Here is a 13,020-nt window from a genome sequence, read left to right as displayed (position 1 = left end):
GCCCGACGGTCCGCCGTCAGCGGGCGGGCTCGACCTCGGTCTCGTCGTCGTACTCGTCGTCGAAGCCACCCTCCGCGTCGTCCGCGTCGTCGAAGTCCGCGTCGACGTCGTCGGTGTCGTCGTCGTCGTCATCCGCGTCGTCGTCGTACTCGTCCTCGTCGTCCTCCTCCTCGGCGAGGTAGAACGGCGTGGCCTCCCCGTGGATCGTGCCGAGCGCGTCGTCGTACACCTCGAACGCGTCGGCCAGGACGTCGTAGGCGTCGTCGACCGCGGGGTCGTCCTCGCCCTTGCGCGCGACGACGGCGTTGTAGTGCGCCTCGAGCGCGGCGATGAATCGGTCCAGCGCGGCACGGGGGTCGACGGTCATGCTCCGAACGCTACCGCCGCAACGCGTCGCCCGGCAGGGCAGCAGGACCCGGTGCCGCGCCCCACCGGTTGTGACGCATCTCTCCACGTGCGTGGATCGCGGCGACGCAGGGGGCACAATGGCCGCACGTCCGACGACAGCCACGACAGGGGACGAGGTGACGGATGACGGTCGGGACGCGTGCGCGGCGCCGGGACTGGGTCGCTCAGGGCGGTCAGTACGAGTACCGCGTGATCACGCTGCCGCGCAGCACGAGCCGCAACGAGGCCCGTCAGCTGCTCACCGAGCAGGCCGAGTACGGCCGCTGGGAGCTGGCCCGCACGGTGCTCTACGAGGGTGGTGAGCGGCGCGTCTGGCTGCGCCGCAAGATCCTGCGCGTGCGCAGCACGCTCGACTGAGCCGCCCGCGGCACGCGGGACGGCGTGTCAGCAGGTGGCGAGCAGGCGGTCCAGGACGCGCGTGCCGAACCGCAGCGCGTCGATCGACACGCGCTCGTCGACACCGTGGAACATCCCGGCGAAGTCGAGGTCCGCCGGCAGACGAAGCGGCGCGAACCCGTAGCCGGTGATCCCGAGCCGGGACAGCGACTTGTTGTCGGTGCCGCCCGACAGCGTGTAGGGCAGCACCACGGCACCGGGGTCCTCCGCGACCAGCGCCTGCGTCATCGCGTCGACGAGCGGACCCGACGTGGGCGCCTCCAGCGCGACGTCGTGGTGGATCTTCTCGACGCGCACGTGCGGCCCGGCGAGCTCGGTGAGCGTCGCCCAGAACTCGTCCTCGCGGCCGGGCAGGAACCGCGTGTCGACCGCCGCCTCCGCACGGCCGGGCACGACGTTCGCCTTGTACCCGGCGGTCAGCTGCGTCGGGTTCGACGTGTGCCGCAACGTCGCGCCGACGAACCGGCTCGCGGGTCCGAGAGCCGCGACGAGCGCGTCGACGCCCGCCTCGTCGTCCGGGTCGAACGGCAGGCCGGTGAGGTCCGCGACACCCTCGAGCAGCGCCCGCACCGTGGGCGTCAGGTCGAGCGGCCAGGCGTGCCGCCCGATCCGCGCGACGGCCTCGGCGACGTGCGTGACGGCGTTGTCGGGCGTGACCTGGCTGCCGTGCCCGGCCCGGCCCTCCGCGACGAGCCGCAGCCACGCGAGGCCCTTCTCCGCGGTCTGCACCAGGTAGGCCCGGCGGTCGCCGACCGTGACCGAGAACCCGCCGACCTCGCTGATGGCCTCGGACGCGCCCTCGAACAGCTCGGGGCGGTGGTCCACGGCCCACCGTGCGCCGTACGTGCCGCCGGCCTCCTCGTCGGCGAACATCGCGAGTACCACGTCGCGCGCGGGCCTGCGGCCCTCGCGAGCCATCTGCCGCACGACCGACAGGACCATCGCGTCCATGTCCTTCATGTCGACCGCGCCGCGCCCCCACAGCAGGTCCCCGTCCACGTGCCCCGCGAACGGGTGCACGCTCCAGTCCTCCGCGCGCGCGGGCACCACGTCGAGGTGGCCGTGCACGACGAGCGCGGGCCGCGAGCGGTCGACGCCCTCGATCCGCGCGACGAGCGACGTGCGGCCGGGTGCGCTCTCGAACACCTCCGGCTCGATGCCGACGTCGCTCAGCAGCGTCGCGGTGTACTCCGCTGCCGCCCGCTCCCCCGGCCCCGACCCGTCCCCGTAGTTCGACGTGTCGAACCGGATGAGCTCGCGGCAGATGTCGACGACCTCGTCGGCGGCCGTCAGGGTCGAGGACGTCGGAGCAGGCTGGCTGGGCACCCGCCCACCGTACCCGCGCGGCTCACGCGCCCGCCGCGGCGGACAGGCCGCGGCGCTCGAGCAGCGGGGTGATCTGCGGGTCGCGTCCGCGCAGGTCACGGAACGCCGCCATCGGGTCGATCGAGCCGCCGCGCGCGAGCAGCCGGGCACGGAAGACGTCGCCGTTCTCACGGCGCAGGCCGCCGTTCTCGCGGAACCACTCGACGGTGTCGGCGTCGAGCACCTCGGACCAGATGTACGAGTAGTAGCCGGCGGAGTAGCCGCTCGAGAAGACGTGGTTGAAGTACGCGCTGCGGTAGCGGGGCGGCACGGGTGCGAACGCCACGCCCGCACGCTCGAGCGCGGCCGCCTCGAACGCCTCGACCTGCTCGGGGTCGGTCGGGACCTCGTCGGGCGCGAGGCGGTACCACGCCTGGTCGAGCAGCGCGGCCGCGAGGTACTCGGTCGTCTTGAACCCCTCACCGTCCTGGCGACCCGCGAGCAGCGTCTCGACCCACGCGGACGGCAGGGGCTCGCCCGTCTCGTGGTGCACCGCGAAGGCCTGCAGCACCTGCGGCTCCCACGCCCAGATCTCGTTGACCTGCGACGGGTACTCGACGAAGTCGCGCGGCACCTCGGTGCCGGACTGCGACGGGTAGCGCACGGCCGAGAGCAGGCCGTGCAGCGCGTGCCCGAACTCGTGGAACATCGTGATGACCTCGTCCCACGCGAGCAGCGTCGGCCGGCCGTCGGGCGGCTGGGGGATGTTGAGGTTGTTGACGACGACCGGCGGCTCGCCCAGCAGCGTCGACTGGTCGACGAGGTTGTTCATCCACGCGCCGCCCCGCTTCGACTCGCGCGTCCAGTAGTCCGCGAGGAACAGGCCGAGCCCCGAGCCGTCGACGTCGTGCACCTCGAAGACCCGCACGTCGGGGTGGTACCCGACGAGGTCGGTGCGCTCGGTGAACGTCAGCCCGTACAGCGCGGTCGCGGCGCGGAACACGCCCTGGTGCAGCACGCGGTCGAGCTCCAGGTAGGGGCGCAGCGCGGTCTCGTCCAGCGACCGGGCGCGCGAGCGGACCCGCTCGGCGTAGTACGCCCAGTCCCAGGGCTGCAGCGTCGCGCCCGGGTGGTCCTCGTGCAGCGCCGCGGTCAGCTCCTCGGCCTCACGGCGCGCGTTCGCGACGGCCGCCGGTGCGAGGCGCCCGAGGATGTCCCCCACCGCCTCGGCGGAGCGCGCCGTCGCGTCGGCCGCGACGTACGCGGCGTGGTGCGGGTAGCCGAGCAGCTGCGCACGCTCGGCGCGCAGCCGGGCGAGCTCCAGCAGCGTCGCGCGCGTGTCGTGCTCACCGGCCAGCCCGCGGGACGACGAGGCGCGGTGCAGCCGCTCGCGCAGGCCACGGTCGCGCAGGGTGACCAGCTGCGGCTGGGCCGTGGGCAGCTGGAGCTCGAGCAGCCACCCGGACTCGTGGCCCCGCTCGCGTGCGGAGCGCGCGGCCGCCGCGCGGGCGTCGTCGGGCAGGCCGTCGAGCTCGGCCTCGTCGGTGACGAGCACGGCCGCGGCGTTCGTCGCGGCGAGCACCTCGCGGCCGAACACGGTCTCGAGCGTCGTGATCCGGGCGTTGAGCGCGCGCAGGCGCTCCTGCGCCGCCGCGTCGAGGCGGACGCCCGCGCGCACGAACGCGGTGTGCGTGCGCTCGAGCAGCCACGCCGTATCGGGCTCGACCGTGAGCGTGCCCGCCTCGACCTGCGCGACGAGCGCCTCGAGCCGCGCGAACAGCCGCTGGTCGAGGTGGATCGCGTCGCGGTGCGCGGCGAGCCGTGGGGCGAGCTCCTCCTCGAGCGCGTCGAGCTCGGGCGAGGAGTCCGCGCTCGACTGGTTGTAGAACGCGGTCAGGACGCGGTGCAGGGTGCGTCCCGCCCGCTCGAGCGCGACGAGCGTGTTCTCGACCGTGGGTCCGCTCGGGTCCGAGGCGACCATCTCGACCTGCGCGCGGTGCTCGGCCATGGCGTACTCGACCGCAGGGCGGTAGTGCTCGGTCCGGATGCGGGAGTAGTCGGGCAGCCCGTACGGCAGGGGCGACGGGACGGCGAACGGGTTCTCGGGGTCGAGCGGCTCACGCTTCATGCCCCGCATCATCACCCACGCCGCCCCGTGCGCGCCCGAGCACGGGACGCACGGGCGCGCACGTCTGCGGATGTCGTGACAAGTCGGGCAGGATCGGCCACCGTGGGGCTCGGTGTCACCCGTTCGGGCGACACCGACGGCGGTCGACCGGCCGCCGTCCTCGCGACGAAGGGACACCATCGTGGCAGGACGACGTACCTCAGCCCTCGCGGGCACCCTGGTCGCGCTCGTGGTCGGCACGAGCGCACTTCTCGCACCACCGGCCTCCGCGCACGACCGCGGCGGTCACCGGCTGGACCCCGACCGGTTCGCGCAGCAGGTCACGACCCGCGGGGTGTGGCGGCACCTCCAGGAGCTCCAGCGCATCGCCGACCGCCACGACGGCAACCGGGCGGCGCTCACCGACGGCTACGAGGCGAGCGCGCGGTACGTCGAGCGCACGCTGCAGCGCGCGGGCTACCGCACGCACCGGGACCCGTTCACGTTCGGCCTCGAGGTCGTCGACGCCGCGAGCCTCACGCTCGAGCCGGGCGGGACCTACGAGGTCGACCAGATGCAGTACGCCCCGAACAGCCCCGACGGCGGCGTGCGCGCGCGTGCGGCGGTGCCCGTCGACCCGACCGGGTGCACGCCCGAGGCATGGGGCGACGTCGCGACCGTCGGCGCGATCGCGGTCGTCAGCCGCGGCAGCTGCCCGTTCGCCCAGAAGGCCGTCACCGCACAGGCCGCCGGCGCGGTCGGCCTGGTCGTCTACAACAACGTCGAGGAGATGCTCTTCGGCACGCTCGGTGAGGAGGGTCTGGTGCAGATCCCCGTCGCGGGCATGGGCATGGCGGACGGTCTCGCGGTCGTCGCGGCGGTCACCGAGGGCGACGTGATGCTCACGCTCGACACGCGGTTCCACGAGGAGGAGCGAACGAGCTTCAACGTCCTCGCGGAGACCAGGACGGGTCGCGACGACAACGTCGTGATGCTCGGCGCGCACCTCGACGGCGTCGAGGAGGGGCCGGGCATCAACGACAACGGCTCCGGGTCGGCTGTGCTCCTCGAGGTCGCGGTGCAGCTCGCCAAGCAGAAGAAGCACCACAACACGGTCCGCTTCGCGTGGTGGGGCGCCGAGGAGCTCGGGCTGATCGGGTCGACGGCGTACGTCGACGAGCTCGCGACGAAGCCGGGCGAGCTCGACCGCATCGCGACGTACCTGAACTTCGACATGGTCGGCTCGCCGAACTACGTCGTCGGCGTCTACGACGCCGACGAGTCGACCTACCCGGCCCCGGTCGACGTCCCGGAAGGCTCCGCGCAGACCGAGGCGGTGCTGACCGGCTACTTCGACGGCATCGGGCAGCCGTGGGTCGACACCGAGTTCTCCGGGCGCTCGGACTACCAGGCGTTCATCGTCAACGGCGTGCCCGCGTCCGGGCTCTTCACGGGTGCCGACGACATCAAGACGGACGCGGAGGCCGCGCTGTTCGGCGGCACCGCCGGGATCCGCCACGACCCGAACTACCACACGGCCGACGACGACCTGTCGAACGTGAGTCGTGCGGCCATCGGGATCATGGCGCCGGCGGTCGCGTACGCGACCGCGAGCCTCGCGCAGGACACGTCCGCGATCAACGGGGTGAAGGGCCCGGGCAAGCCCGGTCACCACGGTCCGGGCAAGCCCGGCAAGCGCCACGGGCACCACCCGGCCGGGGAGCACCGGACGCTCGAGCGCGCGTCCTGACGCACTGCTTGGGCTCGGGCGGGGCTCGGGCGGGGTCGGACGCGGTCCGGCCCCGCCCGAGGCGGGTCACACGGCCGACGGCGGCTCGATGACGATCGCGGTCGAGAGCGCGCCGGCCCGCTGCGCTGCCGCGACGACGTGCTCGACGTCGACGAGCGGCCCCTCCACGAGCACGGGCTGGCCGAGCTGCGACTCCCCCGACCAGCTCACCGCGGCGTGCGGCGGCGGCCGGAACGCCACCTCGCGCGGCAGGTGGCAGACCGCGGCGGCCCGCACGCCCAGGTCCTCGGCCCGGCGCACGACGACGCCCGAGACGGCCGCGAGGCGCTCGACGGCACGCACGAGCTCGTGCTGGCGACGCTCGGTCGTGCGGAACGTCACCGTCACCAGACCGTCGCTCGGCCCCGGGTCGCTCGTGGCGAGAGCGTCGAAGCTGATCCCGCGCGTCGCGAACACCGCCGTCACGGCCGCGACCATGCCGGGCCGGTTCGCGCCCCGCACGAACACGACCCAGCGGTCGTCGTGCACGTCCTGGTCCTGGCTCATCGCGTGACCTCCTCGTCCGAACCCCGCTCGGTCCACGGCGCCACAGCCGCCGTGATCCGCCGCGCAACCGCCGCGAGCCGCTCGTGCTCGTCGTCCGCGAGCGCGGGCAGCAGCACCTGCGTCCACCCCTCGGGGCCGAGCACCACGGGCACACCGAGCACCCCGTGCACGTGCGCGCCCGCGAGCGTGACCTCACCGTCGAGCAGCACCTGCCCCGCGACCACGGTGTCGCGCCCGTCCAGGACGGTCTCGACGAGGTCGATGGTCGCGCTCGCGGTGCCGGCCGCGGTCTTCGCACCGCTCTGCTGCGTCATCCAAGGGCGCGCGGCGAGCCGCACGTCGGGCGGCCACGTGTCGACCAGCCGGAACGCCTCCGCGAGGTCCTGCACGGCGGCGGTGCTCAGCGCACGCTTGGCGGCGCCGATCTCGTCGGCGTAGGTCGCGAGCGTGCGTGGTCCCCGCACGCGGGCGACCTCGGCGCGACGTTCGGCGACGTCGAGGCCCGCGATCCGCACGGTCGACCACAGCGGGACGAGGTCGTCGCCGTGCTGGCCGACCGCGAACCCGCCGACCCGGTGCCGCCGCACACCGATCGACGCGGCGACCTCGCGGCGGAACCGCAGCGTGTCGAGCCACGCGCCCATGCCGATGACGCGGTGCCGGCCCAACGCGTCCCCGAGCAGCGCGACCCCCAGCTCGACGGGGTTGGAGACCACCACGACGACCTCGCGGCCCGAGCCGTGCCGGGCGAGCGCGTCGGCGTAGGTGGCGAACACCTGCGCGTTGTCGGCGGCGAGCGCGTGCCGGTCGACCGACTCGCCGGGCCGGGTGCCCGCGGTGCGACCGGCCGCGACGACCACGACGTCGGCGACGACGTCCGCGGGGTCGAGCGCGACGTCGAGCAGCGGCGCGTGCTCGTCGTAGGCGTCGACGAGGTCCGCTGCGAGGCCGTACGTGGCGCGCGACGAGCGCCCGTCGGGCCGTCCGACCAGCTGGAGCCGCGAGGTGGGCGGCAGGACCCGCCGCTCGACGAGCTGCGTGCAGATCTGCCGCCCGACGTCGCCCGTCGCACCCACCACCGCCACGTCCATGGCGTGAGACTAGGCGCCGTTCGTTGCGCGCACGTGACGGCACCGCCCGGCGACGAGGCTCAGGCGAGCGCGTCGGCGACCGAGACCGAGGGGTACCCGTGCGCGGCGGCGACCGCGGCGTTGACGAGATGCCCGCCGTGCGTCGTGAGCCCGCTGGCGAGCGCGGCGTCGTCGGCCACCGCGGCGCGCCAACCGCGTGACGCGAGCGCGTGCACGTACGGCAGGGTGACGTTGGTCAGGGCGCGCGTCGAGGTCACGGGCACCGCACCGGGCATGTTGGCGACGCAGTAGAACACGCAGCCCTCGACGAGGTAGGTCGGGTCGTCGTGCGTCGTCGGGTGCGTGGACTCGAAGCACCCGCCCTGGTCCACCGCGACGTCGACGAGCACCGAGCCGGGGCGCATGCGTGCCACGAGCTCGTCGGGTACGAGGCGGGGCGCGCGCGCCCCGGGCACCAGCACCGCACCGATGACGAGGTCGGCGTCGGCGACCTCGCGCTCGAGCGTCCACCGGTTCGACGCGAGGGTGCGGATGCGGCCGGCGCTCGCGGCGTCGATCTCCCGCAGCCGCGGCATGGACAGGTCCAGCACGGTGACGTCGGCACGCATGCCGAGCGCGATCTGCGCCGCGTGCCACCCGACGGTCCCGCCGCCGAGCACGACGACGCGCGCCGGGCCGACCCCGGGCACGCCGCCGAGCAGCACACCGGCCCCGCCCTCGTTGCGCATGAGGTGGTACGCGCCGACCTGCGCCGCGAGCCGGCCGGCGACCTCGCTCATGGGGGCCAGCAGCGGCAGCGACCCGTCGGGCAGCTGGACGGTCTCGTACGCGATCGCCGTCGTGCCCGCGGCGAGCAGCGCGTCGGTCGCGGGGCGGTCGGCGGCCAGGTGCAGGTAGGTGAACAGCACGAGGTCCTCGCGCAGGTACGCGAGCTCGGCCGGCGTCGGCTCCTTGACCTTGCAGACGAGGTCCGCCTCGCCCCACACCGTCGCGGCGTCGCCGACGACGTCCGCACCGGCGGCGCGGTACTCGTCGTCGCCGATCGCGGAGCCCACGCCGGCGCCGGACTGCACGAGGACCCGGTGCCCGTCAGTCACGAGGTGGTGCACGCCCGCGGGCGTCAGCGCCACGCGGTACTCGCGGTTCTTGGTCTCGGTGGGGACGGCGACGATCATGTCGGCTCCTTCAGGCGAGGGTGGTGCCCGGGGCGGTGGCGAGGGCCGGGTCGCGGACCTGCCGGTCCCAGCATCCGCCGCGCGGGCCGCAGACGCGAGAGGATCGGCGACGTGTTCCGCAAGACACGCGCCGGCGCACCGCCCGGCTTCTTCCGCTGCGAGGCAGCGGGCCTCGAGTGGCTGCGCGCCGCCGGCGGGGCGCGCGTGGTGCGCGTGCTGGACGTCGGCGACGAGCACCTCGACCTCGAGCAGCTCGCCGCTGTGCCACCGACGCGCGCCGCCGCGGTGGACCTGGGGCGCTCGCTCGCGCGCACGCACGCCGCGGGCGCGGACGCGTTCGGGGTCCCGCCCGACGGGTGGACGGGCGACACGTGGTTCGGTCCGCTCGAGGCGCCGCTGACCATGCCGGCGGGGGCCGCCGAGCACTGGGGCGAGCACCTCGCGCACGCCCGCCTGCGTCCGCTCGCGCGCGACCTCGTCGGGTTCGCGCCCGACGAGGTGCTGGACGACCTGCTGCGCGTCGCCGACCGCGCGGAGGCGGGCCGCTGGGACGACGGCGAGCCTCCCGCGCGGCTGCACGGCGACCTGTGGGCGGGCAACGTCATGTGGACGGCGCAGGGTGCGACGCTCATCGACCCCGCCGCGCACGGCGGGCACCGGGAGACCGACCTGGCGATGCTCGCGCTGTTCGGCCTGCCGTTCCTCGACGACGTGCTCGCGGCGTACGACGACGAGCGTCCGCTACGGCCCGGCTGGCGGCGACGCGTCGGCCTGCACCAGCTCTACCCCGTCGGCGTGCACGCGCTGCTGTTCGGCGGTCACTACGTCTCCCACCTGGCCCGGCTGCTCGACCCCCTGGTGCGCTGAGCGCGCTCAGCGTGCCGCGGCCTCGTCGTCGACCTCCAGCGGGACGTCGGACTGCGGGCGCACCTCGTCGTCGGCCTCGTCGGCCTCCATGGGCGGGTCGAGCGTGCGCAGCCGGGAGAACACCGCCCACGCGACCGCGACCAGCGGGACGCTCACCACCGCGCCGAGGATCCCCGCCGTGAGCGTGCCGCCCGCGACCGCGAGCGCGACGACGACCGGGTGGATCGACACCTGCTTGCCCATCACGAGCGGCTGCAGCACGTGCCCCTCGAACTGTCCGATGAGCGCGATCCCGATGCCGACGAACACCGCCGACCAGAACCCGTTGGCCGCGAGCGCGACGATCATCGCGATGACCATCGCGGCGGGCGCACCGACGAGCGGGATGAACGCGCCGATGAACACGAGCACCGCGAGCGGTGCCGCGAGCGGCACCCCGAGGATCAGCAGGAGGACGAACGCGAGCATCCCGTCGGTCACGGCGATGATCACCGTGCCGCGCGTGTAGCCGGAGAACGTGTACCACCCCGCGCCGCCGGCCTTGATCCAGCCCTCGCGGAACCGCGCGGGGAGCTGGTTGAGGAACCACGTCCACATCTCCTGGCCCCGCGCCAGGAAGAACACCGTGCAGAAGATCGCGAGCGCCAGCGCCGTGAAGACCTCGACGACCGACCCGGCACGCGACGCCGCCTGCCCCGCGAGCTCGGTGGCGTGGTCCTGGAGCCACTTCTGCCCGTCGCTGATCCACCCCGCGATCTGGTCGCTCGTGATCGTGAACGGCAGCGTGTCGCTCTCGAGGAAGTCGATGATCTGGTCGATGCCGTCGCTGAACTGCTTCGACAGGTCCTCCCACTCGTTCGCCACCGAGTACCCCACGTACGTGAGCAGACCGGCGAAGAAGAGCACCCCGGAGATGATCGCGAGCGCGGTCGCGAGGAACCGCGGCATGACCTTGCTGAACCACTCCACGAGCGGACGCAGCACCGCGGTGAACACCAGGGCCAGGAACACCGCGATGAACAGGAGCTTCACCTGCGACGTCGCGTAGAACACCATCCCGACCGCGATGACCGCGACGATCAGCCGCCACGACACCCCCGCGAGCGAGCGCAGCCAGCGGGGTGCGTCCGGCTCGAGCGGAGGGGGGGTCCGGCGGGGCGACCCGGCGACCCGTCGAGCGGGACGAGCGCCCTGCAACCCGACGCCCGGCTCCGCCATCCGGCACCCCTCCTCGCGCACGTCGGGCCGCCTGTCAGGGGCGCCGCCCGGTTCGTGCTGTGTCGTCGTCTCTCGTCCTGTGCTGACGAGTCTGCCCCTCGGGGCCGATGCGTGTCCCGGCGACGCACCGTGCTATGTTTTCTGCCGCACCGCGGGGCTCCTCCGGGATCCCGCAGTGACCACCTGTCCGGGTGGCGGAATGGCAGACGCGCTAGCTTGAGGTGCTAGTGCCCGAAAGGGCGTGGGGGTTCAAGTCCCCCTCCGGACACTCGTTGAGACAGCGACGACGAACGCCCCTGGTTTGCGGAGACGCAGATCAGGGGCGTTCGTCGTCAGCACCAGTGCGCCATCCGACCTCAGAGGCGGGACGCGCCGAATGTCGCTCTCGGTCCGTGAACTCCGGTCGACGAGGCACGCGATCCTGATCGGTCGCGACGTCGATCCTCAAGCAAGCGGCGAGCCGCTTCAGCTAGCTGCGGCCAGGGAGCGCGCGCGTCATCGTCGACCGCCACTTGGGAGGTCCCTGGGGTCGCTACCGACTACCGATCCGGGGTAGCGGCGCTCGCAGCAGCCGAGGGCAGCTCCCGAATGCCCCTCGTGCGGTGAGGGTGTGACGTACACCCCCATCCTCCTCAGGCCGCGTGCGCCGCGTCGGCGTGCTGGGCGGTCGGCGTGTCGCTGGTGGTTCCCGCGAGGGCGGCGAGCGCCTCGTCCAGGAGTCGGCGCATGGCCTGGGCAACGGTCGTGCAGCTGCCCTCGATCGCGGTGACCTGCTTGCCGATCGTGGCGGCGGCCTTCTTGATGTCGCCCAGCTTCTCGAGCTGCGCGACAGCGGCCGTGATGCGTTCCTGCGCGGTGACGATCTCGGCGGCGACCCCACCGGACCGCATCGACTCCGTGATCGCCGCGGTGCGCAGCAGCTGGACCACGGTGCGCAGAAGCTCCGGGTCGTCCACCTCGGGGTCGAACGCGAGCACCACCCGACGCGGGCCGAGGACCCGGACCGAGAGCCCTGCGTTCTGCTCCGGACTACGCACGACCCCGAGCGACGCCTGGGCGACGCGGTTCCGCTCGGCCTCGTCGAGGTAGTCGCTCCATGCGGTGCGAGAGGAGTCCGTCATCTCGAGCACCACCTTGGTGGCCTGTCCGCCGACGCTCAGCACCCCATCACCCTTCTTGCTCCGGGGAAGGGCACCCGTGGTGGTGGTCGTGTCGGTGTACTCGTCGCCCAGGCCCGCGGCGATGTCATGCAGGATCGTGTGCAGCGTGCCCTCGAACGACCCGCCCTTGATGGGCGTCACCTGAGCGAGGCGGGCGCGCGCCTCCTGGACCTTGATCTGGGACACGAGCTCGTCGACCTTCCTGCCCAGCTCGGCGTTCTGCTCCTCGAGCCGGGCCGCGAGTCGCTGCTGCTGCTCGGTCAGGCCGGCCGCGTGCCGAGCTATCGGCGATGTCGGGTCGGCGGGGTCGAGCTGCTTGGCCGCCTGCTCGAGCAGCTGACGAGCGCCGTCGTTCACGTGCTTCTCGAGCTGGGTGCCGAACGTGCTGAGTACCGGCTGGAGCCGCTCGAGGAGCTCGGGGCTGTCACCGCCGAACAGGCGCCGCGTCTCCTCCACGAGCTGCCCCTTCGCCGCGGCGACGGCCGCCGTGAGCTCGTCACGCGTCGCGCGGTCCGCGTCGACGATCGCCTTGAGGGCGTGCTCGGTGACCTTCGCCATGGCGTCCGTCGCGTCCTTCGCGGCCCGTGCCGTGAGCTCGGCCGCTGCGTTGGACGCAGCCGTTGTGCGGTCTCCGACGTCGGCGACCATGCGCTCGAGCGCTCGGGTCTCGACCGTCTGCGCTGTCGCAGTGAGCGCACGCGCTCCGAGCATGAGTGCCTCGGTCGCAAAGTTGGTCACGTCGGCGCCCGCGAGTTCGTCGGTGTCGGCCACCGCCTCGCCGCGCACCCCGGTGGTCCATCGCTGGGCCTCGCGGATGACCGCTGCGTCGTCGATGCACAGGTTCTCGACGATCAGCGCGCTCCCGGTCTCGTCGAACCGGGCGCCCGTGTCGTGCTTGGTCATCGCCTCGCTCCTTCCTCTCGGCCTGCTCCTTTCGCAGCGAATGTCACGAGAGTGATGAAGTGGTGGCGCCGTCGGCAATGCTGGGTCATGTTTA

The 13,020-nt window shown here is 73.4% G+C and carries 11 protein-coding genes and 1 tRNA gene; 4 read left to right on the top strand and 8 right to left on the bottom strand.

The genetic code is table 11. The annotated features are described in order from the left end of the window. Window positions 1-16: 16 nt before the first annotated feature. Complete coding sequence (locus tag CUD01_RS04605; RefSeq protein ID WP_141319111.1) at window positions 17-367, bottom strand: primosomal protein; 351 nt, start codon at window positions 365-367, stop codon at window positions 17-19. A gap of 164 nt (window positions 368-531) precedes the next feature. Here CUD01_RS04605 and CUD01_RS04600 point away from each other — a divergent pair, with 164 nt between their 5' ends. Next, a complete protein-coding gene (locus CUD01_RS04600) occupies window positions 532-765 on the top strand; it encodes a DUF5703 family protein (protein ID WP_094179931.1) in 234 nt (77 codons plus the stop codon). 27 nt (window positions 766-792) lie between these two features. Here the strand turns inward: CUD01_RS04600 and CUD01_RS04595 are convergent, their stop codons facing one another. Continuing rightward, on the bottom strand, window positions 793-2,130 hold the full coding sequence (locus tag CUD01_RS04595; RefSeq protein WP_141319109.1) for a M20/M25/M40 family metallo-hydrolase: 1,338 nt from the start codon (window positions 2,128-2,130) through the stop codon (window positions 793-795). Window positions 2,131-2,152: 22 nt separating this feature from the next. After that, window positions 2,153-4,237: a M3 family metallopeptidase gene (locus CUD01_RS04590; RefSeq protein ID WP_141319107.1), complete on the bottom strand. Its 2,085-nt coding sequence runs from the start codon at window positions 4,235-4,237 to the stop codon at window positions 2,153-2,155. Between the two features lie 181 nt (window positions 4,238-4,418). On the opposite strand from CUD01_RS04590, the gene CUD01_RS04585 reads away from it, so the two are divergent. Beyond that, entirely contained in the window at window positions 4,419-5,966 is a 1,548-nt protein-coding gene (locus tag CUD01_RS04585) for a M20/M25/M40 family metallo-hydrolase (RefSeq protein ID WP_141319105.1), read from the top strand. A gap of 66 nt (window positions 5,967-6,032) precedes the next feature. Here the strand turns inward: CUD01_RS04585 and CUD01_RS04580 are convergent, their stop codons facing one another. The 3 genes from CUD01_RS04580 to ald are packed head-to-tail and all read right to left on the bottom strand — an operon-like array spanning window position 6,033 to window position 8,778. Continuing rightward, window positions 6,033-6,512, bottom strand: a complete 480-nt coding sequence (locus CUD01_RS04580; protein ID WP_141319103.1) for an ACT domain-containing protein — start codon at window positions 6,510-6,512, stop codon at window positions 6,033-6,035. Beyond that, a complete protein-coding gene (locus tag CUD01_RS04575; protein ID WP_141319101.1) occupies window positions 6,509-7,603 on the bottom strand; it encodes a lactate/malate family dehydrogenase in 1,095 nt (364 codons plus the stop codon). Before CUD01_RS04575 ends, CUD01_RS04580 begins: the two co-directional genes overlap by 4 nt. Before the next feature lie 59 nt (window positions 7,604-7,662). Continuing rightward, complete coding sequence (gene ald / locus CUD01_RS04570; protein ID WP_141319099.1) at window positions 7,663-8,778, bottom strand: alanine dehydrogenase; 1,116 nt, start codon at window positions 8,776-8,778, stop codon at window positions 7,663-7,665. Window positions 8,779-8,850: 72 nt separating this feature from the next. Between ald and CUD01_RS04565 the strand changes: the two genes are divergently transcribed. Continuing rightward, window positions 8,851-9,645 carry a fructosamine kinase family protein gene (locus CUD01_RS04565; protein ID WP_094182133.1) on the top strand — a complete coding sequence of 265 codons (795 nt, stop codon included), beginning with the start codon at window positions 8,851-8,853 and terminating at the stop codon, window positions 9,643-9,645. A gap of 6 nt (window positions 9,646-9,651) precedes the next feature. On the opposite strand, the gene CUD01_RS04560 is transcribed toward CUD01_RS04565, so the two are convergent. Beyond that, window positions 9,652-10,863, bottom strand: coding sequence for an AI-2E family transporter (locus tag CUD01_RS04560; protein WP_141319097.1), 1,212 nt, complete (start codon window positions 10,861-10,863; stop codon window positions 9,652-9,654). 185 nt (window positions 10,864-11,048) lie between these two features. Here CUD01_RS04560 and CUD01_RS04555 point away from each other — a divergent pair. Further along, window positions 11,049-11,131: transfer RNA gene (locus CUD01_RS04555), tRNA-Leu, on the top strand. 364 nt (window positions 11,132-11,495) lie between these two features. Here CUD01_RS04555 and CUD01_RS04550 read toward each other — a convergent pair. Beyond that, window positions 11,496-12,926, bottom strand: coding sequence for a Fis family transcriptional regulator (locus tag CUD01_RS04550; RefSeq protein WP_141319095.1), 1,431 nt, complete (start codon window positions 12,924-12,926; stop codon window positions 11,496-11,498). Between the last annotated feature and the right edge of the window lie 94 nt (window positions 12,927-13,020).

This window comes from Cellulomonas uda (assembly GCF_006538705.1).
Lineage (GTDB): Bacteria > Actinomycetota > Actinomycetes > Actinomycetales > Cellulomonadaceae > Cellulomonas > Cellulomonas uda.
The sequence above is the reverse complement of the archived record's forward strand: the minus strand, read 5'-3'. Positions and strand labels throughout refer to the sequence as shown.

Coding starts and splice junctions, on each gene's coding strand:
- CUD01_RS04600 (WP_094179931.1), top strand. CDS start 532: ATGACGGTCGGGACGCGTGCGCGGCGCCGGGACTGGGTCGCTCAGGGC.
- CUD01_RS04550 (WP_141319095.1), bottom strand. CDS start 12,926: ATGACCAAGCACGACACGGGCGCCCGGTTCGACGAGACCGGGAGCGCG.
- CUD01_RS04575 (WP_141319101.1), bottom strand. CDS start 7,603: ATGGACGTGGCGGTGGTGGGTGCGACGGGCGACGTCGGGCGGCAGATC.
- CUD01_RS04590 (WP_141319107.1), bottom strand. CDS start 4,237: ATGAAGCGTGAGCCGCTCGACCCCGAGAACCCGTTCGCCGTCCCGTCG.
- CUD01_RS04580 (WP_141319103.1), bottom strand. CDS start 6,512: ATGAGCCAGGACCAGGACGTGCACGACGACCGCTGGGTCGTGTTCGTG.
- CUD01_RS04605 (WP_141319111.1), bottom strand. CDS start 367: ATGACCGTCGACCCCCGTGCCGCGCTGGACCGATTCATCGCCGCGCTC.
- ald (WP_141319099.1), bottom strand. CDS start 8,778: ATGATCGTCGCCGTCCCCACCGAGACCAAGAACCGCGAGTACCGCGTG.
- CUD01_RS04560 (WP_141319097.1), bottom strand. CDS start 10,863: ATGGCGGAGCCGGGCGTCGGGTTGCAGGGCGCTCGTCCCGCTCGACGG.